Consider the following 26,733-nt stretch of genomic DNA (forward strand, 5'->3'; position numbering starts at 1 on the left):
GGGAACCACGAAACCAGGATTGTTAGTCAGAAAGGAACCTGGTCCGTAGGGTATTTCCAGAAGTCGCGCAACAGGTAGCTGACCGGGAGGTTCAGCACCGTGTTGCTCGGTGGGATGGGTTTGTTGAACCACTTGTCATAGATAGGGTAGATGTCGCGGCTGGTGATCAGGCGGCGCATCTCCTCGTCGATGAGCTTTTTGAACTCGGGGTCGTTCTTGGGCAGCATGATCGCCAGGGGCTCGGTGGTCATGAAGCGGCCCACCACCTTCAGCGCCTTGGGGTCGGGCCGCCCGGCAGCCAGGCCGTACAGCAGCACGTCGTCCATCACAAAGGCGTCGGCCTCGCCCTTTTCCACCATCTCCACCGCCTTGGCATGGTCGGGCGCCTCGACGATGGTGATGCCCATCAGGCGCTCGCGATTGGCTTGGTCGGCGGCCTTGAGGGGCGTGGTGCCCTTGGTAGACACCAGTTTCTTGCCGTTCAGGTCTTCCACCCGGTCGATGGGGCTGGCGGTTTTGACGAGCAGCCGGGCGCCAGTGATGAAGTGGGGAATGGTGAAGGCGACCTTCTGGCGGCGTTCAGCATTGTTGGTGGTGGAGCCGCATTCCATGTCGGCCTTGCCCTGCTCGATCATGGTGATGCGATTGGCAGGCGTGACGGCCACGAACTCCACCTCCATGTCCTTCTTGCCGGTCTTCTTGCGCACCACCTCGGCCAGGCGCAGGCACAGGTCCACGGCATAGCCCACTGGCTTGCCGGATGCGCTGTCGATGTACGAGAAAGGTACCGATGACTCGCGGTGGGCGATCACCAGCTTGCCCCCCGCGGTGATGCGCTCCAGCACGCCCTGGGCCGACGCCACGCCGGTGCAGCACAGGGCCAGCAAGCCCCAGGCAAATCCCCAATGCTGAACTTTCATGTGGTGTCTCGGTGAGTGAATGGGTGGGTTTTGCAATCTTCGTGCCACCGCAGCGTTCACAAGGCACACGCTGCGGTCACCAACCCGGCGATGGCGCAGACTGTACGTGTCGTTACGGTGAAACTCCAATGCCGTTTGGGCGCGCAACTATGCAAGCTTTTTATATCCGTATTTACCCTTAGCATGACCCGGCCTGCGCCTGCAGATAGGTCCACAGCGCCTGGGCCGTGCCTTTGGGCGCTTCCTTGCCTGTCGGCTTCTCGCGGTAGGCGCGCACATCCATCGTCATCTGCAGGCCTTCGGCATCGGATGGGGCGGCGCTGACGAGGCGGCGCGAGCGCAGTTCCTTCTTCACAGCGCTGTGGGGCAAGAAGGCCACGCCGTGGCCTTCCAGCGCCATGGCCTTGAGGCCTTCGGCCATGTCGGTTTCGTACACCCGCTCCAGGTGGATGGGAGTGCCGGCTTCCTTCAGGATCAGTTCGGTCACGCGCCCGAGGTACGCGCCAGGCGCGTAGCCCAGGTAGGGCAGCGGCTGCCCTGCGCGGCCCGGAAGGCGGTGCACGGGCTGGCCGTCGGCATCGGCCTTGCTGTAGGGCGACAGCACCTCCTGGCCCAGGCTCACCATCTCGTACCGGTCGGCGTCGAGCTGAAAGGGCTGCGATGGATGGTGGTACGCAATCAGCAGGTCGCAGCCTCCCTCCACCAGCCGCATCACGGCGTCGTGCACGTTCAGTGCGATGAGCCGGCTTTTGAAGGGGCCGAACTTGTCATGCAGGCTGGAAACCCAAGCCGGAAAGAACGTGAACGCCAGCGTGTGCGGCACGGCGAACTCGATCATGTCCTTGCCCGCGCTGGTGTGGGCGCGCAACATGGCACGGGTGTTCTGCAGCGCCTGCAGCATCTCCAGCGCCTGGTCGTACAAGGTTTTGCCTGCGGGCGTAAGGCGGGTGGGGTAGGAGCTGCGGTCCACCAGGTCGGTGCCGGCCCAGGCTTCGAGGGCCTGGATGCGGCGGGAGAACGCGGGTTGGGTCACATGCCTTAATTGGGCGGAGCGGCTGAAGCTGCGCGTTTCCGCAAGACTGACGAAATCTTCAAGCCACTTGGTTTCCATCGGCGCATTATCCGTGGCGCCGCCGAAGTCTGCAGGGGGGATGCCCACCCCACGCAGCGGGCAACCTGCTGCACTGCACCAATGGTGTGCATGCATAGCAAGACACCGCATAATGCGCTGCGCTGCCCCCCACCCCTGGCGCAGCGCCGTCCCGCCCCTGGTGCACAACACCGCCCGGCCGAGCGACAACGCACCCATCCGCCGCTGCACCTGCTGCCGCTGTTGTGTTTGTTGATCTCCTGACTGCCCCCGACGCCCCCATGTCCTCCCCCACCCCCACCGGGCCTGCACCCGGCGCGGCGCCCATCGCCCCGCCTGACGAACCCCGCGCGCTGCGCATTGAAGACTGGCTCACGGTGCTGGTGATGGCTGCCTTGGCCCTCATCACGTTTGCCAACGTGCTGGTGCGGTACTTCACCAACTCGTCCTTCGCGTGGACGGAAGAGATATCGGTCTTCCTCATGATCGTGCTGGCGCTCGTGGGCGGCTCGGCGGCCGTGGCGCGCGACCGGCAGATCCGCATCGAGTTCTTCAGCGAAAGCGGCTCGCTAAAGCGCCGCCGCGCACTGGCACAGCTGGGCGCCGCGATGGTGGCGCTGCTGTTCGCGCTGATCACCGTGCTCGGCGCCCGCGTGGTGTGGGACGACTTCCGCTTTGGCGAAACCTCGCCCGGCATTGGCGTACCGCAGTGGTGGTATTCGATCTGGCTGCCCGTCTTCTCCGCGCTGATCACGCTGCGCGCGGTGGGCCACGGGCTGCGCAGCCGCCGCAAGCGCTACCCCGAGGGCGACTCCGCCGGAGCCCCCGCGCCATGACCGCCGCGCTGCTCTTCACCGCGTTTGTCGCGCTGATGCTGGCGGGCGTCCCCATCGGCGCCGCGCTGGGCCTGGCAGGCGCCGCCGCGATTGCGGTGGCCAATGCCGATTCGCAGTGGTTTGGCCTTTTGGCCGTGCCGCAGAACTTCTATGCCGGCCTGGGCAAGTACCCGCTGCTGGCCATCCCGATGTTCGTGCTGGTGGGGTCGATCTTTGACCGCTCAGGCGTGGCGCTAAGGCTGGTCAACCTGGCGGTGTCCATCGTAGGGCGCGGCCCCGGCATGCTGCCGCTGGTGGTGGTGGCGGTGGCCATGTTCCTCGGCGGAATTTCTGGATCGGGCCCGGCGACGGCTGCTGCCGTGGGGGGGGTCATGATCGTGGCCATGTCGCGCGCGGGCTATCCGGCGCCGTTCTCGGCTGCCGTGGTGGGCGCGGCGGCGTCCATCGACATCCTGATTCCTCCGTCCGTCGCGTTCATCGTGTATTCGGTCCTGGTGCCGGGCGCCTCGGTGCCCGCGCTGTTTGCGGCTGGCATGGTCCCCGGCATCCTTGCCGGGCTGGCGCTCATCGTGCCGGCCGTGTGGCTGGCGCGGCGCCACGGCATGGGTGCGAACGAGGCCCACCTGCCCCGCCCGCCGTTCTGGAAAAGCCTGCGCGAGGCATCGTGGGGCCTGGCGGCGCCGGTACTGATCCTGGGCGGCATGCGCGCCGGATGGTTCACGCCCACCGAGGCGGCCGTGGTGGCCGTTTTCTATGGCCTGTTCGTGGGCATGGTGGTGCACCGCACGATTGGCGTGCGCGACCTGTTTCCCATCCTGCGCGAATCGGGCGAGCTGTCGGCGGTGATCCTGCTGGTGGTGTCGCTGGCGGGCATCTTTGCGTTCTCGCTATCCACGCTGGGCGTCATCGACCCCATCACGCGCGCCATCGTCGGGTCGGGCCTGGGCGAATACGGCGTGCTGGCGATGCTGATCTTGCTGCTCATCGTCACCGGCATGTTCCTGGACGGCATCTCCATCTTTCTCATCTTTGTGCCGCTGATGCTGCCCATCATGCAGCACTACCAGTGGGATCCGGTGTGGTTCGGCGTACTGCTCACGCTGAATGTGGCGCTGGGCCAGTTCACCCCGCCCATGGCCGTCAACCTGATGGTGTCGAGCCGCATCGCGGGTGTGCGCATCGAGCAGACCTCGCGCTGGGTGGGCTGGCTGCTGGTGGCCATGTGCGTGGTCATGCTGGCGGTGGTCGTCTGGCCGCAGCTTGCGCTGTGGCTACCGCAGCGGCTGGGGTACTGAGCGTGATCCACCCACCTGGTTTCCTTTCGTTTTTCCTTTTCCCTTCCCATCCACAACATTGACTGGAGACACACCATGAAACTGCGCACCTTCCTCACCTCGGCCGTGGCCGCTGCGGCCGCCCTGGCCTTCACCGCGCCCGCTGCCATGGCCCAGACGGCGTACAAGAGCGAGTACCGCATGTCGCTGGTGCTGGGCACCGCCTTCCCCTGGGGCAAGGGCGGCGAGCTGTGGGCCAACAAGGTGCGCGAGCGCACCAATGGCCGCATCAACATCAAGCTGTACCCCGGCGTGTCGCTGATCCAGGGCGACCAGACGCGCGAGTTCAGCGCGCTGCGCCAGGGCGTGATCGACATGGCCGTGGGCTCCACCATCAACTGGTCGCCGCAGGTCAAGCAGCTCAACCTGTTCTCGCTGCCGTTCCTGTTCCCCGACTACGCCGCCGTGGACGCCGTGACGCAGGGGGAGGTGGGCAAGAGCATCTTCGCCACGCTGGACAAGGCCGGCGTGGTGCCCCTGGCCTGGGGCGAGAACGGCTACCGCGAAATCTCCAACTCCAAGAAGGCCATCAAGAGCCCTGAAGACTTAAAGGGCCTGAAGATCCGCGTGGTGGGCTCGCCACTGTTCCTGGACACCTTCACCGCCCTGGGCGCCAATCCGACGCAGATGAGCTGGGCCGACGCACAGCCCGCCTTTGCCAGCGGCGCGGTGGATGGGCAAGAGAACCCGCTGTCCATCTTCACCGCCGCCAAGCTGCACAGCGTGGCGCAAAAGCACATCACGCTGTGGGGCTACGTGAACGACCCGCTGATCTTTGTCGTGAACAAGGACATCTGGAACAGCTGGACGCCCGCCGACCGCGAGATCGTGAAGCAGGCCGCCATCGACGCCGGCAAGGAAGAAATCGCCATCGCTCGCAAGGGCGTGGTCGAGGCCGACAAGCCCCTGCTCAAGGACATCGCCGCCAACGGCGTGACGGTGACGCAGCTGAGCGCCGACGAGCGCGCCGCCTTCGTCAAGGCCACCCGCCCCGTGTACGACAAGTGGAAGAGCCAGATTGGCGCGGACCTGGTGAACATGGCCGAGAAGGCGATTGCAGCGCGGAAGTAAGTCAACGCTATTGAATCAGGAGCTTCCAGCGTTTTTTGGTCAAGCGCTGGAAGCTCTTTTTACTTGCAATTTCGGATAAATGATCCCTTGCTTGCCGACGGCATCGGCCACGTCGTTGCGAGCCTCAAGCAGCGCACAAACGCGCTGCGCCATGGCCTTAGGGTCGGCCGCCTTGCTGGAGTGGGTCTCTATGAACTTGAGCAGGCCCACGCGGCGCGTGGGCTTGTTTTCGGGCATCTTCTTCAGACTGGCGATCACGGCGAGGGCGATCTGCGCTGCGGTGGGCTGACCAGGGACTGCCTTCACCTGCGACGCCGCTTTTTTGGCAGGGGCCGCGGGCTTCGTTAACGCATCAGCCTGAGAGACGGCCTGCACCTTCGGCGAATAGCGCACCTTTTCCCCCTCGATCACAACATGCTTTTGCGCCTGCAACTGCGCCAGCGCATGGACGACCCGGGACGACACAGTGCCTATCTCTCCAAGATAGCTCTGAAGCCACGCCATCAATGCCTCCTTGTTCGCTGGCCGTTGCGCGGAGGGTATGGTTTGCAGAGCCTTCCCCAGTCGTTGGACTTCTTGGCGAGTGGCATTCTGGGCGATGGAGCTGCCGGGTGGCGCGGGGAGCGCCTTCTTGGCGGGACGCACTTTGCTTTGCCCACCATAGGGCGCGATAGCGGGCTTAGCGGGGGCAAGGGGTGTCGGAGAGGTAACGTTAACTTCTGCCGCCTCGGGCGCGGGGGACCGGTCGGCCCAGGAAAGAACGGATGGCTCGACGTGTGGGGCAAGAAGATCGCCGCGATCTAGCAGCAGCGTCCAAGCGCTCCGGGCAAGTGCATCCGTATCCTCGAGGTCCTTCGGAATGAAAAGGCGGAAATATTCCAGCACTGCGGCCTCTTCACGCGGGCGGTCGGCGATGGCAATGAACCGAAGGTTTGAGCTTGCGCTCTCAGCGACCTGGCTGACCAAGGCCGCATTCACCGCCGTGAACGCGGACTGTGTTCGCGCAGCAGGCGCGGAGCCCGGGGGCGGCTTCCCAGGGTTTGCTATCGGCTTGGCTACGGGCTGCGGTCTTCGCACCTCACACCGCTTCGCATCAAACCCCAACTCGCGCGCATGCTCCAGCATCGGGTCAAATCCTGTGTCATTCGACACCACAACGAACCGCTCTTTCGGCCAGCGGGCAGAGATGTAGCCGATGTAATAGCTCAGCTGAAAATCCAGGGCGTTCTTCTTGGCCACGTCTGGCCGGGGAATCAGCGTGACTCTGCTGGCGCCGTACGCTAAGCGGTGGCTCGAAGCGTCTACTTTCTGCTTGGGCCCATGGAACAGCCAGACATCGGTTCCCTCGGGCACCAGCTTGCGCAGCTCTTCAGCGCGTGGCTGCACGTTTTCCCAATCAATGAGTAAATGCCCTTTCGGACCTGGCGCCGCCCTCTCTGCATGCTTGGCTGGGTGCTTCTGAGCGTTCTTGCGCAGTTTGCGTTCCACGGCCTCTTCCACATCCACACCCGTGTAGTCCGCCAGCTGCAACAGATACAGCAAAACATCGGCAATTTCATCGCCCACATGTTCCTTGTCTGCTGAGTGGCGCGTAAGCGTGTTCGATTGCTCGGTGGTCAGCCACTGAAACAGTTCCAGCAACTCCGCGGCCTCGACCATCAAGGCCATCGCCAAGTTCTTGGGCGAGTGAAAAGGTTGCCAATCACGCGCAGCAGCAAATTCGCGCAACCGCATCTGCAAGGCTTTTAAGTCCACGCTCGCCCTCCATAGCTTCAATTTTTATAGCTATCAGCGCTTATGCAGTATGCGCTAGATTCCATTTTTAACGAGTGAATTCTAGAGCGGCGACACCGGCACTTCGCCCGCCAGGTGCCGACGGGCGTTTTCCATGAAGCGGTCCACCGAGGCCTGCACCGCTTCGGGCGACCAGCCCGCCACGTGCGGCGTGAGCACCACGTTGTCCAGGTCCAGAAGCTCGGCGGGGGGCAAGGGCTCGCTCTCGTACACGTCCAGCCCTGCGGCGGCAAGGCGGCCTTCGCGCAGCGCGGCGGCCAGTGCGGAGGTGTCGATCACGCTGCCGCGCGCGATGTTGACCACCACGCCGCGCGGGCCCAGCGCGTTCAGCACGTCGGCGTTGACCAGGTGCCGGGTGCCCGCGCCGCCCGGCGTGGCAACGACCAGGAAGTCCGCCCACTCGGCCAGCGCCGCCACATCGGCAAAGTAGCGGTAAGGCACATCGGTGCGCGCCCTGCGGTTGTGGTAGCCCACTTCGATCTCGAAGCCCAGCGCGCGCTGCGCGATCTTCTTGCCGATGGTGCCCAGGCCGATGATGCCCAGGCGCTTGTGCGACACGTTGGGCGGCAGCGGCAAAGCGGTGCGCCAAATGCCTGCGCGGGTGGCCTTGTCCAGCGGCAGGATGCGGCGCTGCGCCGCAATCAGCAGGCCCCAGGTGTGGTCAGCCACGCAGTCGTCGTTGGTGCCCGCACCGGTGGCCACCACAATGCCGCGCGCCTTGGCATGCGCCACGGCGATGTTTTCGTAGCCCGCGCCCAGCGCGCAAATCAGCGTGAGCGCAGGCAGCGCATCGATCTGCGCCGGGCTCAGGCCCACCGCGCCAATGGTGAGCACCACGCGCACGCGGCCGCCGTGCTGCGCGATGGCGGTGGCGGCTTGCGATGCATCGGGCGCGTAGATCACTTCAAAGGTCTGGGCCATCTGGGCGATGTGCTCTTCAGACAAAAACATGAGGGCAAGAAGGACGGGCTTCATGAGTCAGTTCAATATCAACAATAAAAATCTGCGAGAACAAGAGCAGTGCAGACCGCGCCGCCGACCTCCGCGCAGAGCGGGTAAAACTGGCGCAGTCCCGGCGAGAGACGCCTAGCAAGGGCCGCCCCGCAGCGAAGGTGTCGTCCCCCTCAGGGGGAAGGCGCCGCAGGCGACTCAGGGGGGCCTTCCTGTTGCAAGGACCACATGCTTGCGTATCGGCCGCCGGTAGCCAACAGCTGCGCGTGCGTGCCGCGCTCAATGATGCGGCCCGCGTCCATGACCAGGATCTCGTGCGCATCCACCACCGTGGACAGGCGGTGCGCAATCACCAGCGTGGTCTTGTTCTGCGCCACACCTTGCAGCTCGGCCTGGATGGCGCGTTCGTTGGCGGAGTCCAGCGCACTGGTGGCCTCGTCAAAAATCAGGATGGGCGGGTTCTTGAGCAAGGTGCGCGCAATCGCCACGCGCTGCTTCTCACCGCCCGAGAGCTTGAGCCCCCGCTCGCCCACCATGGTGGCGTAGCCCTTGGGCGTGGACGCAATGAAGTCGTGGATGCGCGCGGCGCGGGCGGCGGATTCGATCTCTTCCTGCGTAGCGCCAGGGCGGCCGTAGGCGATGTTGTAGGCCACGGTGTCGTTGAAGAGCACCGTGTCCTGCGGCACGATGCCAATCGCCTGCCGCACGCTGCCCTGCGTCACGCTGCGGATGTCCTGGCCCGCTATGGTGATGCGGCCCTGCTGAATGTCATAGAAGCGAAACAGCAGCCGCGCCAGCGTGCTCTTACCCGATCCGGACGGCCCTACCACGGCCACCGTCTTGCCCGCCGGGATCTCAAAGCTCACTCCCTGCAGGATGGTTCGACCCGCCTTGGGCTCGTAGGCAAAGTGCACGTCCTCGAAGCGCACGGTGGGCTGGTCCAGGCCCGCCAGCGGCTGGGCGCCGGGCGCGTCCGCCACCTCGCGCTCGCGGTCGAGCAGGGTGAACATCTTGTCCAGGTCGGTCAGGTTCTGCTTGATCTCGCGGTAGATCACGCCCAGAAAGTTGAGCGGGATGTACAGCTGGATCATGTAGGCATTCACCATGACCAGGTCGCCCAGCGTCATCGTGCCGGCCGCCACACCCTGCGTGGCACGCCACAGCATGGCCACCAGGGCCGTGGCGATGATGAACTGCTGCCCGGTGTTGAGCAGCGACAGCGTGAACTGTGCCTTGATACGCGAGCGGCGGTAGCGGTCCAGGCTCTCGTCGTAGCGCTGGGCCTCGAAGGCCTCGTTGTTGAAATACTTGACGGTTTCGTAGTTCAGCAGCGAATCGACGGCCTTGGTGTGGGCGGCGGAATCGAGCTCGTTGGCCTCGCGCCGGAACTTGGTGCGCCACTCGGTCACCGTGACGGTGAACAAAATGTACAAACCCAGCGCGGCGATGGTGATCCAGGCAAACCAGGCGTCGAACTTCACGGCCAGGATGGTCAGCACCAGCGCCACCTCGATCAGGGTGGGCACGATGCTGTAGAGCGAATACGAGATAAGCGACTCGATGCCCTTCACGCCGCGCTCGATGTCGCGCGTCATGCCGCCGGTTTGGCGCTCCAGGTGAAACCGCAGGCTTAGCGCATGCAGGTGCTGGAAGGTGGCCAGCGCAATGCTGCGCGTGGCGCCCTGCGTGGCGCGCGAGAAGACCAGCTCGCGCAGCTCGGTGAACAGAGAGGTGGACAGGCGCAGCAGCCCGTACGCCAGCAGAAGCCCCACCGGCACCACCAGCACCGCCGTGGGGTCGCCGGGCTTGATGCTCATGGCATCCACCAGGTTTTTCAGCAGCAGGGGCACGCCCACATTGGCCAGCTTGGCCCCCACCATGAAGGCCAGTGCGGCCAGCACACGCCACTTGTACTGCCAGAGGTAGGGAAAGAGCCGGCCCAGCGTGGACCAGTCGGATTGCGCTGTCGCGGAGGCCGATGCAGTGGCGGCGCCGGGGGCGGATGGGGATGGGAGGGCTTCGCCAGAGCGGCGCATGAGAGACAATCCGGTTCGTTTTTCTACCCGGATTGTGCCCATGTCTGCCATTTTCAGCCCGCCCCCCGCCGCATTGCCCACCGACAAGGAACTGGTGCTCAAGGTCATCCCCATGCCGGCGGACACCAATGGCAATGGCGACATCTTCGGCGGCTGGGTGATGGCGCAGGTGGACCTGGCGGGCTCTGTGCTGCCCGCCCGCTACATCCAGGGCCGCATGGCCACTGTCGCCGTCAACGAATTCATCTTCAAGCAGCCCGTGCGCGTGGGGGACATCCTGTCATTCTTCTCTGCCATTACGCGCGTGGGCAATACCTCGGTCACCGTGGAGGTGGAGGTGTATGCCGAGCGTTTTTCCGCCCAGGGGCAATACGTGAAGGTGACGGAGGCGCGGCTGACCTATGTGGCCATTGACGACAAGGGTCGGCCACGGCCCGTGCCACGCCGCACTGCCGACAATCCCTGAGGGCGCTACTGCGCAGGTGCGTCCGTCGGGCTGGGACGCGGCACTGCACCTGCGCCCACCAGCCCCAGCAAGGTGCCGCTGGCCACCTGCTCGCGCGCACCGGGCTTCAGCTGCGCCAGCAGGTTTTGCACACTGGCGTACTTCATCTCGTCGCTGGCCGCAGAGCGGTGGCTGGCGTCCGTGCCCACCAAGAACCGTGTGGACATGGCCTCGATGAGCTGCAGCCATTCGGGCCAGACGCGCTCCCCGTCGCGCAAGAGCGTGTAGTCCGGCGAGCGCGGGTGGTGCGGCCAGGTGCGCGCGCTCAGTTCGTAGAAGAGGTTGGGGTGGCGCTCCAGCATGCGCCGTGCCAAGAACAGCGGTGTGTAGCCGCCGTGCGCCCAGATCACCGGTACATCGGCATAGCGGTGCAGCAGCTGCTCGAGCTCGGCAATGCGGGTGGATTCCACATGCAGCATCACGGGCACCTTGTACTTGCGCGCGAGATCCATGATGCCCGTCATCATCGGCCCCAGTACGCCGAAATCCGTCTCCGCAAAGCCGCTGGACGGGAAATGCACTGCCGAAATCTCCCCGATGCCCTTGAAGAGCCCAGTGGCGAGCAACTCGTCCAGCTGCTTGAGCAGCGCAGGGCTGTCGTCTTCCCACTGCGGCCGGTAGGCCGTGCGCTCCGGCGAGATTGACGCAAACGGGATCAGCACACCCGGGTGCTGGCGCGCGGCCTCCGCCACCGAGTCATTGCTGCTGCGTCCACCCCAGAAGACGACTGCGTGCGTGGCGCCCCATCGCTGCATCAGCGCGAGCTGCATCGGTACATCGTTCAGATGCACATGGGCATCCACAAACGGAATCGACAGCCCGGGCACCGGGCTGGCGGCGGACGCGCGCGCCGCAGCTGCATGCGGCAGCGTGGTTGCAGCCTGCGTGGGTGCAGCGCGGAGCTTGCGCACCTGCGCCGGCGTGTCTGGCTGGGCCACGCTGCCCAGGGGCAGTAATGCAAGGCACACGCCGACCACAGCCACAGAGCGGCAAGCCAATACAGTGGAGAAACGAGAAAACCGCAACATGGTGTTGGACTGATGCACCGCAAGAGAAGCGTGCAGCGTACCAACACCGTGCAGGGTGCGCACCACCCCATCAAGGTAGGCGTGGAGATGACGCAACCGCCGCATTGCAGGCGGGCGCGCGGCGGCTCCTAGAGGGCCAGCCAGGCCGGGCCGGTGCGCCAGACCCTGCGGTTCACACCCACAGGGGCGCCCGTACGTCAGGCTGCAAGCGCTGCGGGCTCGGAACGCGCCACTGGCGCAGCCGTGCGCTGCACGCCGGGGGCGGTCGACGCAGCGCCCGCCGTGGCACCAATGCCCGCGTTGATCTCGCCCGCCAGCTGTCCGCCCTCTTCCACCACCAGTTTGCCGTAGCGGATCTTGCCGTTAACCTTGCCGGTGCTGTAGATGACGAGCTTTTGGCGCACGGTGAGCGTGCCGCTGAACTCGCCGTGGATTTCGGCGATGTCGATCTCTGCCGAGCCCTTGAAGGCGCCGTTCTGCGAGATCTGGATCACGCGTGAATCCATGGTGGCCTCTACCGTGCCTTCCACCACCAGGGTGTCGCAATCGGTGATCTCCACGCCCTTGAGCTTGATGTTGGGGCCTACAGTGAGTTTGCTGCCCGACGAATCCGCCGCCGAGGGCGTGGGAGGCACAGCCTGGCTGGTGGCGGTTGCCTGTGATGCGGCCGCCTGGCTGGCAGACGCATTGCCCAGCACGGACGATGCGCTGGCACTGTGGCGCGGTTGGAAGGATTCGGGTTCACGCTTGCCAAAGAAGGGGTTTTGCACGGCCATCAGATCTCCTAGAAAAGAGGCCCCATGCTAGGCAACGCGCGCTCTCAAAGATGCCTTCGTTACGCAAGAACGGTAACCAAACGGTTCATGCGTAGCATGCGCTTGCAAGGCTTGCAGCACCAAACATTCTCAGCCTTGATGCCGCCTTGCTGTCCCCTGCCTGGAGCGCGAAACTACGACACGATGTAAGCGGCAGCGCCTGCCGACATGATCTGCCCGTCCGGCCCGAGAAACTCCATGCGCGTGGTGGCCACGCGCGAGCCCAGGCGCAGCACCTGGGCACGCAGCTCGAAGTGGCTGCCGATGCCGGGGCGCAAGTAGTCGATGCGCAAATCGATGGTGCCTAGCTTCGCGAAGCGGTGCAGGCGCTGCTCGGGCGGCTCGTCCATGTGTTTGGCGCCAATGGCGGCCATCACAGCCAGCCCGCCCATGGCGTCGAGCCCCGCGCTGATCACGCCACCGTGCACGCGGTTGTAGGCATAGTGGCCCACCAGGTCGGGCTTCATGTCGATGCGACCGGTGACGCCATCGGGCCGCAGCTCGGTCACCTTCAGGCCCAGCACCTGGTTGAACACAATCTTCTCTTCAAAGATGGACTTCAGCCCGGCGATGAACGCGGGCTCGAACGCCTGTGGCGTGGGGGGTGTGGTTTTGCTCATGGGTCTCCTCGGGAATCGGGCCGGGATGCAGAAAGGGGGCGTCCTCGCCTGCACTCCTTTTTTTATAGCTGCTAGCGCTTGCCAGATAAGCGCTAGAGGCCATTTTGACCTAAAACTGACCGTGGCGCCCCTGCCCGGACGCAAACCGGGCGGCACCGCGCAAGGCCTCGGCCAGGCATTCGCGCCCGCCTGACCACTCCTGCAGCAGCGCCTGCGAGAGTGGCAAGCCCTCACCCGCCAGCGCGCTGGCCCGGTCGGCCCGCAGTGTGGCCTGCGGGAAGTCGGCCAATTGGCGTGCCAAGGCCAGCGCGGCCTCCAGCGACAGGCCGGGCGGCACCACGCGGTTGCACAACCCCATATGCAAAGCCTCGGCCGCATCGACCTTGCGACCGGTGAGGATCAGGTCCAGCGCGCGCGACAGGCCGATCAGCCGCGGCAACCGCACGGTGCCGCCGTCGATCAAGGGCACACCAAAACGGCGGCAGAACACGCCCATGTACGCGTCCTCGGCCATCACGCGCAGGTCGCACCACAGCGCCAGCTCCATGCCGCCTGCCACGGCGGCACCTTCAATCGCGGCGATCACAGGCTTGGTCAGCTGCAACCGGCTCGGTCCCATCGGCCCGAGTGGGTGGACCGCATCGGCCGCGAAATCGAGCGATTGCGCCAGCGCCTCGGCCGCCACACCGTCGGCCAGCAAACGCGCGCCCGATTGCAGATCCCAGCCCGAACAGAAATGCCCGCCTGCTCCATGGAACACGGCCACGTCTGCCTGCGCGTCCTGGTCGAACGCGACAAATGCTGCGTGCAAGGCCTGTGCCGTGTTTGCATCCACCGCGTTGCGCACATCGGGCCTGTGCAGTGTCACCAGCGTGACACGGCCTTGCGTTTCCACCTCTACGGACATGGGGCTCTCCTGTGGGCGGGTCATTTGCACCCGACGTAACTCCTATTGCGCGGGTGTGGGCGCTGGGTCAATATCCGCCGCTACCCGATCACCCCACCCCATCAGGGTTAGCCCCGAGTGCGGTAAGCAGCGGTCGCCGTCACCATTATTTATGCAAAGCAACCGCTTTGTAAAAATCTTCTGGAGAGCCAGGGTGCAATTTGTGCAACTGTTGATCAGCGGTGTCTCCCAGGGGTGCATCTACGGGCTGATCGCGCTGGGCTTTGTCCTCATCTACAAAGCCACCGAAACCGTGAGTTTTGCGCAGGGCGAACTCATGATGCTCGGCGCGTTCTGCGGCCTGGCGCTGATGACCGTGCTGGGTTTTCCCTTCTGGGTGGCGGTGCTGGCCAGCATCGCGGCCATGGGGCTGTTCGGCGTGCTGGTCGAGCGCGCGGTGATCCGCCCCATCCTCGGCCAGCCCGCGTTCTCGATTGTCATGCTCACCATCGGCATTGGCTACGTGCTGCGCGGCCTGGTCACCATGATCCCCAACATCGGCACCGACACGCACACGCTGCCCGTGCCCTACAAGGACCAGTCCCTGCGCTTGGGCGAGCTGGTGGTCAGCGCCGAGCAGCTGGTGGTGATCGGCGCCACGGGCGTGCTGTGTGTGCTGCTATTTGCGATGTTCCGCTACAGCAAGCTGGGCATTGCGATGCAGGCCGCCTCCCAGAACCAGTTGGCGGCCTACTACATGGGCATCCCGGTGCAGCGGCTCAACGGCCTGGCCTGGGGGCTGGCGGCGGTGGTGGCGGCGGTGGCCGGGCTGCTGCTGGCGCCCATCACCTTTGTGCATGCCAACATGGGTTTCATCGGGCTCAAGGCGTTTCCGGCTGCGGTGGTGGGCGGCTTTGGCAGCCTGCCGGGCGCCATTGTGGGAGGGCTGGTGATCGGCATCGTGGAGTCGCTCTCGGGCTTCTATCTGCCCGATGGTTTCAAGGACACGGCGGCGTACATCGTGGTGCTGATCATGCTGATGGTCAAACCGAATGGACTGTTCGGCGAGAAGCTGAGAAAGAAAGTCTGACCCATGCGCTTTCTCTTCAAGACTTCATACGAGCAAGACATCCGCCTCGCCAAGCATGGCGGCCATGTGTTCTGGTACGGCCTGCTGTGCCTGGCCCTCGCCGCCGCGCCCTGGGTTGCGCCTGAGTACTGGCTGGCCCAGCTCACCTTTGTGCTCATCTACTCCATCGTGGGCCTGGGGCTGATGCTGCTGGCGGGCTTCACGGGGCTGTTCTCGCTGGGGCATGCGGCGTTTCTGGGGGTGGGCGCGTACACGCAGGCGGTGCTCACGGGCATGGGCTGGCCGTTTGCACTGTCGCTGGCCTGCGCGGCGGGGCTTTCGGCCGCTGTGGGCGTCGTGGTGGGCCTGCCCGCGCTGCGCGTCAAGGGCATCTACCTGGGCATGGCCACGCTGTCGTTCGGGTTCATTGTGGAAGAAGTGTTTGCGCGCTGGGAATCGGTAACGGGGGGCAACTCGGGCAAGCACCTGGTGCCGCCACAGATCGCGGGCTACTCGTTCGAGACCACGGAGTCGTTCTACTTTCTATGCCTGGTGATTGCGGTGGTCAGCACCCTCGCCATCCTGAACCTGCTGCGCTCGCCCACCGGCCGGGCGTTTGTCGCCATCCGTGATTCAGAGATATCGGCACAGAGCATGGGTATCCACCTCGCGCGCTACAAGACGCTGTCGTTCTCGCTCTCGGCCGCGCTCGCAGGCATCGGTGGCGCGCTGTATGCCCACAAGCTGCAATTCATCTCGCCGGACCAGTTCAACATCCTGCAGTCCATCGACCTGCTGCTCATGATCGTGATCGGCGGCCTGGGCTCGGTGCACGGTGCGTTCCTGGGCGCGATCTTCCTCATCTCAATGCCCCAGCTCATCTCGCTGAGCAAGGACTTTCTGCCCGCAGCCATCGGCCAGGCACCTGGGTTGCAGGCTGTGGTGTATGGCGCGGTGCTGATCGCCTTCGTGCTGTTCGAGCCCATGGGCCTGTATGGCCGCTGGCTCAAGGTGCGCACCTGGCTGCAGATGTTCCCGTTCTATCGCAAGGGCCTGTTCAAGCGGCAGAAGTCTTTCCAAAAATCCGACAGGTTGAAATGACAGAGATGACCAACGAAGTCCTGCTTTCGGCCCAGAACTTGAGCGTCCGCTTTGGCGGCGTGCTGGCCGTCAACAACGTGAGCTTTGACGTGCGGCGCGGCGAGGTGTTCACCCTCATCGGCCCCAACGGCGCGGGCAAGACCACGGTGTTCAACCTTATCAGCCGCATCTACACGCCCACCACCGGCACCATTGCCTATGCGGGCCCCGGCGGCGCCATGCTGCCGCTCACCGACCAGCCGCCGCACAAGGTGGCGGGCCTGGGCATTGCGCGCACCTTCCAGAACATCGAGCTGTTTGAGCATGCCAGCGTGCTGCACAACCTGCTGATCGGCCGCCACACCCAGCAGCACAGCAGCCTGTGGGCCGAGATGTTTTTCACCCGCAAGGTGCGCGAAGGGGAAATCCTGGCGCGCGAAAAGGCCGAGCAGATCATCGACTTTCTCGACCTGCAGCACTACCGCGACACCATGGTGGCTGGCCTGCCCTACGGAGTGCGCAAGGTGGTGGAGCTGGCCCGCGCCCTGTGCACCGAGCCGCAGCTGCTGCTGCTCGACGAGCCTTCGTCGGGACTGAACGTGGAGGAGACCGACGACATGGCCTTCTGGATCCAGGACATCCAGCACGAGCTGGGCATCACGGTGCTGATGGTGGAACACGATATGTCGCTGGTCTCCAAGGTGTCCGACCGCGTGCTGGCCATGAACCAGGGCGAGGTGGTGGCCATGGGCACGCCGCGCGAGGTTCAAACGCATCCTGGGGTGATCGAGGCGTACCTGGGCACCATCGACGATGTGAGCAACCTGCGCCGCCCAGCGGGTTCCAGCATGGGAGTCCGCACATGAGCGCCGTGCTGTCCACCCCCGCCACCAGCCCGGCAGCCAGCGCCGCCGACCAGCCCCTGCTGCGCCTGCAGAACGTGGAGAGCGCCTACGGCCCCATCAAGGCCATCCGGGGCGTAAGCCTGCAGGTGCGGTGCGGCGAAATCGCCGCCGTGCTGGGCAGCAACGGGGCGGGCAAGACCACCATCCTCAAGACCATCAGCGGCATCATCGACCCGCGCAAGGGCTCCATCGAATTCCAGGGCGCCGACATCACCGCCAACGACCCGGCCGCCATCGTGCGCCGGGGACTGATGCATGTGCCCGAGGGGCGCGAGGTGTTCCCGCTACTGTCTGTGCGCGACAACCTGCTGATGGGCGCCTACACCCGCGCCGACAAGGACGCAGTGGCGCGCGACATCGAGACCGTGTTCGGCTACTTCCCCATCCTCAAGGAGCGCGCCGCGCAGGATGCGGGCCTGCTCTCGGGCGGGCAGCAGCAGATGCTGGCCATCTCGCGCGCGCTCATGGCCAACCCCGAACTCATCCTGCTGGACGAGCCCAGCCTGGGCCTCTCCCCCAAGCTCACCAAGGAGATCTTCGAGATCGTGGTGCGCATCAACCGCGAGCGCGGCACCACCATCCTGCTGGTGGAGCAGAACGCCAACATGGCGCTCAATGCATCGGACTACGGCTACGTGCTGGAGAACGGCCGCATCGTGATGGAAGACAGCTGCGAACGCCTGCGCGAAAAGGACGATATCAAGGAGTTCTACCTCGGCATGAAGGATGAAGGCGTGCGCGGCGAGCGGCGGTGGAAAAAGAAGAAGACATGGCGGTGAGGACAACATGAGCAATCTCTGGGACCTCGATCACATCCAGCCCGCAGGCACCGACGTGCTGGCAGGTGACACCATCGCCGCCATGTTCTGGAACGCCGTGGCCGAGCGCGGCCCGCGCGTGTGGATGCGCCAGAAGGAGCTGGGCATCTGGAAGAGCTGGACCTGGGACCAGACAGCCGAGGCCGTGCGAGAGATCGCGGGCGGCCTGATGTCGCTAGGGTTTGCGCCGGGTGAATGCGCGTCCATCCTGTCCAACACCAACATCGAATGGGTGCTGGCCGACCTGGCCGTGCTCAGCTGCGGCGGCGTGGCCAACGGCATCTACCCCACCGATGCGGCGGCTCAGGTGCACTACCTGTGTGAAGACTCGCGCACCACCGTGCTGTTTGTGGAAGACGACGAGCAGCTCGACAAGGCGCTGGAAGTGCGCAACAACCTGCCCCTGCTGCGCAAGGTGGTGGTGTTCGACATGGAGGGCTTGCGCAGCCTGGACGACCCCGATGTGTTGAGCCTTGCGAACCTGCGCGAGTTGGGCCGCGCGTGGAACACACAACACCCCGACGCACTGATGCAGCGCGTCAAGGCCTGCCGCCCCGAAGACCTGGCCATTCTGGTCTACACCTCCGGCACCACCGGCAAGCCCAAGGGCGCCATGCACACACACGGCGCGCTCACCTACACCGTGCGCGGCTACAACACACTCATCTCGCGCAGCGAGGCGGATGAGACCATGTGTTTTCTGCCGCTGTGTCACATCGCTGAGCGCATGGGCGGTGAATACTTCTCGCTCTACACCGGCGCGCGCCTGAACTTTGTGGAGAACCCCGACACCGTGCCCGAAAACGTGCGCGAGATTGCACCCACGGTGTTCACCGCCGTGCCGCGGGTGTGGGAGAAGTTCTATTCGGGTGTGATGATTGCCCTGAAGGAATCCACGCGCATGCAGCAGGCGGCCTATGCCTGGTCGATTGGCGTGGGCACTCGCATTGCAGACCGCGTGCTGGCGGGCGAGCCAGTGGGTGGCCTGCTGAAGGCGCAGTTCATGCTCGCGCGCTTTCTGGCGCTGAACAATGTGCGCAAGCTCATCGGCATCCACCGCGCCCGCTTCCTCGTCACGGGGGCAGCCCCCATCTCGCCCGAGCTGGTGAAGTGGTACCTGGCGCTGGGCGTGCCCATGCTGGAGGTGTGGGGTATGACCGAGACCTGTGGCGCTTCCACGGGCGTGCCCGCCACCCGCATCAAACCTGGCTCCATTGGCCCAGCAGCCAGCTACAACGAGGTGCGCATCGACCCCGCCACCGGCGAGATCCTGGTGCGCGGCCCCAATGTGTTCAAGGGCTACCTCAACCAGCCGGAGAAGACGGCCGAAACCATCGACCCCGACGGCTGGCTGCACACGGGCGATGTGGGGCTGATCGATGCGGACGGCTACCTGCGCATCACCGACCGCATGAAGGACATCATCATCACGGCGGGTGGCAAGAACATCACGCCCAGCGAGTTGGAGAACGAGCTCAAGTTCAGCCCGTACATCACCGATGCGGTGGTCATTGGCGACAAGCTGCCCTACCTCACGGTGATCATCATGATCGACCAGGAGAACGTGGAAAAGTATGCGCAGGACCACGACGTACCGTTCTCCAACTACGCCAGCCTTACCCGCACGCGCGAGGTTCAGGAGCTGATCCAGGGCGAGATCGACCGCGTCAACACCAAGTTCGCGCGTGTGGAGCAGATCAAGAAGTTCTTCTTGCTCGACACCCAGCTCACGGCCGAGGATGAAGAGCTGACGCCCACCATGAAGCTCAAGCGCAAGCTGGTGCAGCAGAAGTACGCGCCCCAGATCGAGGCCATGTACCGGTAGGCGCGCGCGGCAAGCAACCACAGGCCACGCCCATCAGGATAGGGAAAGTGCTGGTGCCCCACCCCGGGCATCGTTCTATAACGAGCGATCGTTTTTGTTTCGATCCAACCGAAGGAGACGTGCCATGAAGTTTCATCACATCGCCGCGCTGGCCCTCGTGGCCATGGCCGGTGCCTCCGCCCAGGCGCAGCCCAGCCAGGGCGTGAGCAAGGACACCATCACGCTGGGCTCCATCCAGGATCTGTCGGGCCCGCTGGCGGGGTTTGGCAAGCAGGTTCGGCTGGGCATGATGCTGCGCGTGGACGAGGCCAACGAGCAAGGCGGCGTGAACGGTCGCAAGCTCGACCTGAAGGTGGAAGACTCGGGCTACGACCCCAAGAAAGCCGTGCTGGCCGCGCAGAAGCTCGTCAACCAAGACAAGATCTTCATGATGATCGCGCACATCGGCACGGCGCAGAACCTGGCGGCCATGCCCGTGCAGTTCAGCAAGAACGTGATCAACTTCTTCCCCGTGACGGCCGCGCGCGAAATGTACGAGCCCTCCCACAAGCTCAAGTATTCGTTTGCCGCCACTTACTACGACCAGATCCGCCTGGCCGCCCCCAAGCTCATCAAGGAAAAAGGCGCCAAGAAGATCTGCACCATCTACCAGGACGATGAGTTTGGCCTGGAGGTGATGCGCGGCGGCGAGGCAGCACTCAAGTCCATGGGCATGGACTTCACCGAGAAGACCTCGTACAAGCGCGGCGCCACCGACTTCTCCTCGCAGGTCGCCAAGATGAAATCGTCAGAATGCGACTTCGTGATCCTGGGCACCATCATCCGCGAGACCATCGGCACGATTGGCGAGGCGCGCAAGACGGGCTTCAACCCTACCTTCCTGGGCTCCAGCGCCGCCTACACTGACCTCATCCACAAGCTGGGCGGCAAGCCCATGGACGGGCTGTACGCCACCATGACGGTGCAACACCCCTACCTGGATGAAGCCAGCCAGCCCATCCGCTTTTGGGCCAACAAGTACAAGACCAAGTTCAATGAAGACCCCACCGTCTTCTCGGTCTACGGCTACAACGCCATCGACGCCTTCATCAAGGCGGCCCAGAAGGCGGGTCCCAACCTGAGCACCGACAGCTTCATCAAGGCCATGGACACCATGGTGATTCCGCCCGACATATTCGGCAGCGCCGAGGGCACCTTTGGCCCACAAAAGCGCCTGGGCAGCGATCTTTCTCGCCTGTCGCAGATCACCGATGGCAAGTGGAAGGTGGTCTCCGACTACGTCAAGCCATGAGCGCCTGACCCGCCTTCTTCAAGCCGCCTTCGGGCGGCTTTTGCGTTTCAGGGGGTGCATCCGGGCTCAGCCGGTGGCAGAATTTAACCAAGCAGTAACTTTGCATAAATAACCTGGTTGCCCCACCATGATCGAACGCACCCTCTTCCAGCCCGACCACCAGGCCTTTGCCGACAGCTTCCGCCGCTTTATCGAGAAAGAGGTGACGCCCCACCACGCCGACTGGGAAGACCAGGGCTACGTGGCGCGCGAGGTGTGGAGCCAGGCGGGCGCCAACGGTTTTCTGTGCATGAGCCTGCCCGAGGAATACGGTGGCGCCGGGGCCGACAAGCTGTACTCGGTGGCGCAGATGGAAGAGCTGGCGCGTGCAGGCACCACCGGCATCGGCTTTGGCCTGCACAGCGAGATCGTGGCGCCGTACATCCTGCACTATGGCACTGAAGCCCAGAAACAGAAGTACCTGCCACAGATGGCCAGCGGCGCCGTGGTGGGTGCCATCGCCATGAGCGAGCCGGCTGCGGGCAGCGATCTGCAGGGCATCAAGACCACGGCCATCAAAAGTGCGGACGGATCACACTATGTGCTGAACGGCAGCAAGACCTTCATCACCAACGGCTGGCATGCCGACCTGGTGATCGTGGTCGCCAAGACCGACCCGGCCGCAGGCGCCAAGGGCACCAGCCTGTTATTGGTGGAACGCGGCATGCCTGGCTTTGAAAAGGGCCAGCGCCTCAAGAAGATGGGCATGAAGGCGCAGGACACGTCCGAGCTGTTCTTCAACGACGTGCAGGTGCCGGTGGACAACCTGCTGGGCGGCCCCGCCATGGAAGGGCGTGGCTTCATCTGCCTGATGGAGCAGCTGCCCTGGGAACGCCTGCAAATCGCCATCACCGCCGTGGCCGCCGCCCAGGCTGCCATTGACTGGACGCTGGACTACGTCAAGCAGCGCAAGGTGTTTGGCCACAGCGTGGCGTCATTCCAAAACACCCGCCACACCCTGGCCGAGCTGCAAACGCAGGTACAGGTGGCCCGCGTGTTTGTAGATAAGTGCTGCGAACTCATCGTGAAGGACCAGCTCGACACCGAGACCGCCAGCATGGCCAAATACTGGACGACCGACTTGCAGTGCAAGGTGATGGACGAATGCGTGCAGCTGTTCGGCGGCTACGGCTACATGTGGGAATACCCCATCACTCGCGCCTATGCCGACGCCCGGGTGCAGCGCATTTACGGCGGCACCAATGAGATCATGAAAGAAGTGATTGCACGTGCCATGGGGCTGGGCAAATAGCCGTATGCACCGCGCTATGAGCCACGCAGTGCACGATGCTCCGCACAGCGCCCGTCATAACGCGCCAATGGGCGCCGAATGCCGTTACAGATACCAGGCGGCGCGCGCTTCCTCAGGGCTGAGAGGCGCACCGGGGCGGCGGTCGGTCACATTCAGCCAGGAGCGCACCCCCTGGCTGCCGCTCAACGCGCGCATCAGCAGCAAGCCTGCGCCAATGCCGCGAATGGCCGCCGAGCTGCGGCTGGGCGCCATGAAGGCCGCCACCGCCAGCGCGCTGGACGCTGCCAGCACGACGTGGTGCTCCAGCGCAAACCCTTCGCGCGTGTCGTCGTATTCGATGGCGCTGCGAGCGATGCGCTGCAATGCAGGGGATGTATTTCGTTCCATAACCAGAAATGTAGATAGCAACCGCCGAAAGATAGTGCAAAACCCACTGCACCCGCGTCAGAAAGCACCTTGTAGTGGCGTGAGCCAGCCCAGCTGCTTTACCGCCGCACTGCTTGAAGTTTAGAGAAACCACCGGAGACCATTCATGACCGAAGCCTATGTATTCGATGCGCTGCGCACCCCGCGCGGCAAGGGCAAGAAGGACGGCACCTTGCACGAGGTCAAGCCCATCGACCTGCTGGTGGGCCTGTTGACCGAGTTGCAAGCGCGCCACCGCTTTGACACCGCAGCGGTGGACGATGTGGTCATGGGCATCGTCTCGCCCGTGGGCGAACAGGGCTCGGTGCTGCCCAAGGTGGCCGCGCTCAAGGCCGGGTGGGACTTTCGCTGTGCGGGCGTGCAGGTCAACCGCTTTTGCGCATCGGGCCTGGAAGCCGTGAACCTGGCCGCGCAAAAGGTGCGCAGCGGCTGGGAAGACCTGGTGGTGGCCGGTGGCGTGGAGAGCATGAGCCGCGTGCCCATCGGCTCCGACGGTGGCGCCTGGGCGCAAGACCCCGCCACCAACTCCGCCACGCTGTTCGTGCCCCAGGGCATCGGCGCTGACCTGATCGCAACGCTGGACGGCTACACCCGCGCCGATGTGGACGCCTTCGCGCTCGAATCCCAACGCCGCGCCACCGCCGCGCGCACAGCGGGCTACTTCAAGAATTCGGTCGTGCCCGTGCGCGACTTCATCGGCCAGACCATCCTGGCCGAAGACGAATTCATCAAACCCAAGACCACGCTGGAGGGCCTGGGCGCGCTCAAGCCATCGTTCGAGCAACTGGGCGGCATGGGCTTTGACGCCGTGGCGCTGCAGCGCTACCCGCAGGTGGAGCGCATCCACCACGTGCACCACGCGGGCAACTCGTCGGGCATTGTGGATGGCGCCGCCGCTGTGCTCATCGGCAACGAGGCCGCCGCCAAGGCCCACGGCCTCACGCCCCGTGCACGCATCGTGGCCACGGCACTCAGCGGCGCCGACCCCACCATCATGCTCACCGGCCCCGTGCCCGCCGCAAAAAAGGCGCTGGCCCGTGCGGGCATGACCATCGACCAGATCGATCTGTTTGAAGTGAACGAGGCCTTTGCTGCCGTGCCCATGCGCTTCATGCGCGAGCTGGGCGTGCCGCACGACAAGGTCAACGTGAACGGCGGCGCCATTGCCATGGGCCACCCGCTGGGCGCCACGGGCGCCATGATCCTCGGCACTTTGATTGACGAGCTGCACCGCCGGGGCCAGCGCTACGGCTTGGCCACGCTGTGCGTGGGCGGCGGCATGGGCATCGCAACGATTGTTGAACGTATCTGAACGGGCAGGAGACAAGAACATCATGCAAACCATCCGCTACGAACTCATCCCCGCCCAGGGCACCGAAGGCCAGGTCGCCGTCATCACGTTTGACGAGACCAACTCGCCCGTCAACACCATGTGCCGCCAGTGGCAGCAGGAGCTGGGCGAGGTCACTGCACAGGTGCTGGGTGACCGCGAACGCCTGGGCACTGCCCTCAAAGGCATCGTGCTGGCATCGGCCAAGACCAGCTTCTTTGCGGGCGCCGACCTCAAGGCCACCATGCGCCTCACGCCGGCCGATGCGCCCAGCGCGTTTGGCGAAATCGAGCGCATGAAGGCGCACTTTCGCACGCTCGAAACCCTGGGCATCCCCGTGGTGGCCGGCCTGAATGGCGCGGCACTGGGCGGCGGCTGGGAGGTTGCCCTGGTCGCCCACTACCGCATCGCCGTGGCCGACCCCAAGATCCAGTTCGGCCTGCCCGAGGTCACGCTGGGCCTGATGCCTGGCGCCACTGGCGTGACCAAGATGACGCGCCTGCTGGGCCTGATGGGCGCGCAGCCCTACATCCTGGAAGGCAAGCTCTTCAACCCCGCCGAGGCGCTGGAACTGCAACTGGTGCATGAACTGGTCGCCACGCGCGAGCAACTGCTGCCCGCTGCCCTGGCCCACATCGCCACCCACCCGCACGCGGTGCAGCCGTGGGACGACAAGAACTACAAAATGCCCGGCGGCACGCCTGCCAACCCCAAGATTGCAGGCGCCCTCACCGTTGCGCCCGCCATGCTCAAGAAGACCACGCGCGGCCGCTACCCCGCGCCCGAGGCAGCTCTCGCCGCCATGGTCGAAGGCGCGATGGTGGACTACGACACCGCCCTGCGCATCGAAAGCCGCTACCTCGCCCGCCTGATGACCGGCCCCGTGGCGCGCAACATGATCAACACTTTCTTCTTTGACATGAACGCGATCAAGAGCGGCAAGTCGCGCCCAGGCTCGGCCCCACGCTACAAGCCACAAAAGGTCGGCATCCTGGGCGCGGGCATGATGGGCGCGGGCATCGCCTGGGCCCAGGCCAGCCGGGGCATCGCCACCGTGCTCAAGGACGTGAGCACCGAGAAGGCCGAGGCCGGCAAGGCCTACAGCGCCAAGCTCACCCAGGCCCGCGTGGACAAAGGCCGCATGACGGCCGAGGCGCAGCAAGCGCTGCTCGCTCGCATCACACCCACCGCCAGCGCGGCCGACCTGGCGGGCTGCGACCTCATCATCGAAGCCGTGTTTGAAAGCCGCGACCTCAAAGCCAAAGTCACGCAAGAGGCCGAACCGCAACTGGCACCCGGCGGCTTCTTTGCCAGCAACACCTCCACCCTGCCCATCAGCGGCCTGGCCACGGCCAGCAGCCGGCCCGAGAAGTTTGTCGGCATCCACTTCTTCAGCCCCGTGGACAAGATGAAGCTGGTGGAGATCATCCGCGGCAAACAGACGGACGACGAAACCGTGGCCCGCGCGTTCGACTACGTGCAGGCCTTGGGCAAGGTGCCCATCGTGGTCAACGACTCACGCGGCTTCTACACCAGCCGCACTTTTGGCACCTTTGTGATGGAAGGCGCCGCCATGCTGGGCGAAGGCATCCCCGCCGCCGCGATTGAAAACGCCGCCATGCAAGCGGGCCTGCCTGTGGGCCCGCTGGCCGTGCTGGACGAAACCGCACTGACCCTGAGCGTGCATGTGCTGGACCAGACCCGTGCCGACTACGCCGCCGAAGGCAAAACCTACACCGCCACACCCGGCGAGCTGCTGGTGGAGCGCATGGTCAAGGAACTGAAGCGCCCCGGCCGCGCCGGTGGCGGCGGCTTTTACGACTACCCCACAGGCGCCAAGAAGCAGCTGTGGCCGGAGCTGAAACCCCTGTTCGAAAAGCCCGGCGTGGAATGGAGCGTGCAGGAGATCCAGGACCGTTTGCTCTACCGCCAGGCCATCGAGACCGCACGCTGCCTGGCCGAGGGCGTGTTGACCAGCGTGCATGACGCGAACATAGGGTCGATCTTCGGGATCGGGTTTCCAGCGTGGACGGGGGGGGCGATGCAGTTCATCTATGGGACTGGCGTGGAGGCGTTCTTGCAGCGGGCGGATGAACTGGCGGCGAAGTATGGGACGGGATTCATACTACGTGACGATGTGACGACAGCTATAGGCAGGCTCACGCCAAGCCACTAAGCTGTGCGTATCGCCGCGCGATACATCCATTGCGAAAGAGAAGGTGCCTTTGAATGACTCGAAAAGCAATTCCGAAAGAGGTCCAGGCAAAAATTCTGGCGGAGAGCCGTCGAAGATGTGCGGTCTGCTATGGATTGGAACGAGACCTTGAAGTGAAACGCGGACAATTAGCCCATCTCGATCAAAATCCTTCCAATAGTGCGCCTGAAAACATTGTCTTTCTTTGCTTCGATCATCATGACGAATACGACTCGACAACTCGCCAATCAAAGAAACTGACTCACGGAGAAATACTCACGTATCACAAGCAGCTCTTGTTGGCTCTGGAGAATCAGTGGTCCTCTGGCCAATTTGCCTCGATTCCACCTCCGCCTCCTATTTCAGTTGTACTAAATATTCAAAACGTAGGTGGGGCGGGCGGTGCTGGGGGAGTATTTGGTGGAGGCGGAGGTGGGGGTGGAGCCCCTGGAGGAAATGGGGGGACAGGCGGTCAAGCGAGTACTTTCTCTGACCCTCTAGCAGGCTGCTGAAATACTCCCCTGCGTTCGACCACCGCCCAGCTGGCACATGCGCATTTCTCGCGGCAGCTTCCGTATCCTGAAAGTCAGCTCATAAACCGCGTGCTTTGAGCCGCAA

Annotated in this window: 23 protein-coding genes and 1 pseudogene; 13 read left to right on the forward strand and 11 right to left on the reverse strand. The window is 64.4% G+C overall.

Annotated features, from left to right (window positions below; genetic code table 11):
* Positions 1-26: 26 nt before the first annotated feature.
* Entirely contained in the window at positions 27-920 is an 894-nt protein-coding gene (locus tag ACK4HJ_RS12365) for an amino acid ABC transporter substrate-binding protein (protein WP_409831784.1), read from the reverse strand.
* A gap of 178 nt (positions 921-1,098) precedes the next feature.
* A complete protein-coding gene (locus tag ACK4HJ_RS12370; RefSeq protein ID WP_409831786.1) occupies positions 1,099-2,031 on the reverse strand; it encodes a LysR family transcriptional regulator in 933 nt (310 codons plus the stop codon).
* A gap of 260 nt (positions 2,032-2,291) precedes the next feature.
* Here ACK4HJ_RS12370 and ACK4HJ_RS12375 point away from each other — a divergent pair, with 260 nt between their 5' ends.
* The 3 genes from ACK4HJ_RS12375 (at position 2,292) to ACK4HJ_RS12385 (ending at position 5,251) form a co-directional block, all read left to right on the forward strand.
* Positions 2,292-2,846, forward strand: a complete 555-nt coding sequence (locus ACK4HJ_RS12375; protein WP_409831789.1) for a TRAP transporter small permease — start codon at positions 2,292-2,294, stop codon at positions 2,844-2,846.
* Entirely contained in the window at positions 2,843-4,141 is a 1,299-nt protein-coding gene (locus ACK4HJ_RS12380; protein ID WP_409831792.1) for a TRAP transporter large permease, read from the forward strand. The genes ACK4HJ_RS12375 and ACK4HJ_RS12380 overlap by 4 nt, the downstream gene beginning before the upstream one ends.
* 75 nt (positions 4,142-4,216) lie before the next feature.
* Positions 4,217-5,251, forward strand: coding sequence for a DctP family TRAP transporter solute-binding subunit (locus tag ACK4HJ_RS12385; protein ID WP_409831795.1), 1,035 nt, complete (start codon positions 4,217-4,219; stop codon positions 5,249-5,251).
* Positions 5,252-5,290: 39 nt separating this feature from the next.
* Here ACK4HJ_RS12385 and ACK4HJ_RS12390 read toward each other — a convergent pair whose 3' ends face one another.
* From ACK4HJ_RS12390 to ACK4HJ_RS12405, 4 genes and pseudogenes are all read right to left on the reverse strand, one after another.
* The gene (locus tag ACK4HJ_RS12390) at positions 5,291-6,652 is read right to left on the reverse strand and encodes a PIN domain-containing protein (RefSeq protein WP_409831852.1); all 1,362 of its coding nucleotides are present in this window, start codon (positions 6,650-6,652) and stop codon (positions 5,291-5,293) included.
* A gap of 45 nt (positions 6,653-6,697) precedes the next feature.
* Positions 6,698-7,006 (reverse strand): annotated as a pseudogene (locus tag ACK4HJ_RS12395) (nucleotide pyrophosphohydrolase); the annotation flags it as partial.
* Between the two features lie 81 nt (positions 7,007-7,087).
* Positions 7,088-8,020, reverse strand: coding sequence for a 2-hydroxyacid dehydrogenase (locus ACK4HJ_RS12400; RefSeq protein ID WP_409831797.1), 933 nt, complete (start codon positions 8,018-8,020; stop codon positions 7,088-7,090).
* A gap of 149 nt (positions 8,021-8,169) precedes the next feature.
* Complete coding sequence (locus tag ACK4HJ_RS12405; RefSeq protein ID WP_409831799.1) at positions 8,170-10,032, reverse strand: ABCB family ABC transporter ATP-binding protein/permease; 1,863 nt, start codon at positions 10,030-10,032, stop codon at positions 8,170-8,172.
* A gap of 40 nt (positions 10,033-10,072) precedes the next feature.
* Here ACK4HJ_RS12405 and ACK4HJ_RS12410 point away from each other — a divergent pair, with 40 nt between their 5' ends.
* Entirely contained in the window at positions 10,073-10,498 is a 426-nt protein-coding gene (locus ACK4HJ_RS12410) for an acyl-CoA thioesterase (protein WP_409831801.1), read from the forward strand.
* 5 nt (positions 10,499-10,503) lie between these two features.
* Here ACK4HJ_RS12410 and ACK4HJ_RS12415 read toward each other — a convergent pair whose 3' ends face one another.
* The 4 genes from ACK4HJ_RS12415 to ACK4HJ_RS12430 form a co-directional block, all read right to left on the reverse strand.
* Positions 10,504-11,565, reverse strand: a complete 1,062-nt coding sequence (locus tag ACK4HJ_RS12415; protein WP_409831804.1) for an amidohydrolase family protein — start codon at positions 11,563-11,565, stop codon at positions 10,504-10,506.
* Between the two features lie 197 nt (positions 11,566-11,762).
* Positions 11,763-12,341, reverse strand: a complete 579-nt coding sequence (locus ACK4HJ_RS12420) for a polymer-forming cytoskeletal protein (protein WP_409831807.1) — start codon at positions 12,339-12,341, stop codon at positions 11,763-11,765.
* A gap of 173 nt (positions 12,342-12,514) precedes the next feature.
* Positions 12,515-13,000 carry a thioesterase family protein gene (locus tag ACK4HJ_RS12425; protein WP_409831811.1) on the reverse strand — a complete coding sequence of 162 codons (486 nt, stop codon included), beginning with the start codon at positions 12,998-13,000 and terminating at the stop codon, positions 12,515-12,517.
* 109 nt (positions 13,001-13,109) lie between these two features.
* Positions 13,110-13,907 carry a crotonase/enoyl-CoA hydratase family protein gene (locus ACK4HJ_RS12430; RefSeq protein WP_409831814.1) on the reverse strand — a complete coding sequence of 266 codons (798 nt, stop codon included), beginning with the start codon at positions 13,905-13,907 and terminating at the stop codon, positions 13,110-13,112.
* Between the two features lie 193 nt (positions 13,908-14,100).
* On the opposite strand from ACK4HJ_RS12430, the gene ACK4HJ_RS12435 reads away from it, so the two are divergent.
* From ACK4HJ_RS12435 to ACK4HJ_RS12465, 7 genes are all read left to right on the forward strand, one after another.
* A complete protein-coding gene (locus ACK4HJ_RS12435) occupies positions 14,101-14,976 on the forward strand; it encodes a branched-chain amino acid ABC transporter permease (protein ID WP_409831817.1) in 876 nt (291 codons plus the stop codon).
* A 3-nt stretch (positions 14,977-14,979) separates the two neighbouring features.
* The gene (locus ACK4HJ_RS12440; RefSeq protein WP_409831819.1) at positions 14,980-16,056 is read left to right on the forward strand and encodes a branched-chain amino acid ABC transporter permease; all 1,077 of its coding nucleotides are present in this window, start codon (positions 14,980-14,982) and stop codon (positions 16,054-16,056) included.
* A 5-nt stretch (positions 16,057-16,061) separates the two neighbouring features.
* Positions 16,062-16,901, forward strand: coding sequence for an ABC transporter ATP-binding protein (locus ACK4HJ_RS12445; protein ID WP_409831822.1), 840 nt, complete (start codon positions 16,062-16,064; stop codon positions 16,899-16,901).
* Positions 16,898-17,719 carry an ABC transporter ATP-binding protein gene (locus ACK4HJ_RS12450; RefSeq protein WP_409831825.1) on the forward strand — a complete coding sequence of 274 codons (822 nt, stop codon included), beginning with the start codon at positions 16,898-16,900 and terminating at the stop codon, positions 17,717-17,719. Before ACK4HJ_RS12445 ends, ACK4HJ_RS12450 begins: the two co-directional genes overlap by 4 nt.
* 7 nt (positions 17,720-17,726) lie before the next feature.
* Positions 17,727-19,583 (forward strand): AMP-dependent synthetase/ligase, encoded by a 1,857-nt coding sequence (locus ACK4HJ_RS12455; RefSeq protein ID WP_409831829.1) that lies wholly within the window; start codon positions 17,727-17,729, stop codon positions 19,581-19,583.
* Positions 19,584-19,707: 124 nt separating this feature from the next.
* A complete protein-coding gene (locus tag ACK4HJ_RS12460) occupies positions 19,708-20,874 on the forward strand; it encodes an ABC transporter substrate-binding protein (RefSeq protein ID WP_409831832.1) in 1,167 nt (388 codons plus the stop codon).
* A gap of 127 nt (positions 20,875-21,001) precedes the next feature.
* The gene (locus ACK4HJ_RS12465; RefSeq protein ID WP_409831834.1) at positions 21,002-22,165 is read left to right on the forward strand and encodes an acyl-CoA dehydrogenase family protein; all 1,164 of its coding nucleotides are present in this window, start codon (positions 21,002-21,004) and stop codon (positions 22,163-22,165) included.
* Positions 22,166-22,249: 84 nt separating this feature from the next.
* On the opposite strand, the gene ACK4HJ_RS12470 is transcribed toward ACK4HJ_RS12465, so the two are convergent.
* On the reverse strand, positions 22,250-22,528 hold the full coding sequence (locus tag ACK4HJ_RS12470; protein ID WP_015012481.1) for a hypothetical protein: 279 nt from the start codon (positions 22,526-22,528) through the stop codon (positions 22,250-22,252).
* A gap of 169 nt (positions 22,529-22,697) precedes the next feature.
* Between ACK4HJ_RS12470 and ACK4HJ_RS12475 the strand changes: the two genes are divergently transcribed.
* Positions 22,698-23,903, forward strand: coding sequence for an acetyl-CoA C-acetyltransferase (locus ACK4HJ_RS12475; protein ID WP_409831837.1), 1,206 nt, complete (start codon positions 22,698-22,700; stop codon positions 23,901-23,903).
* Between the two features lie 22 nt (positions 23,904-23,925).
* Positions 23,926-26,097, forward strand: coding sequence for a 3-hydroxyacyl-CoA dehydrogenase NAD-binding domain-containing protein (locus tag ACK4HJ_RS12480; protein WP_409831840.1), 2,172 nt, complete (start codon positions 23,926-23,928; stop codon positions 26,095-26,097).
* The last annotated feature ends 636 nt before the right edge of the window (positions 26,098-26,733 follow it).

The sequence above is a fragment of the Acidovorax sp. genome, from assembly GCF_046294525.1.
Classification (GTDB): Bacteria; Pseudomonadota; Gammaproteobacteria; order Burkholderiales; family Burkholderiaceae_C; genus Acidovorax.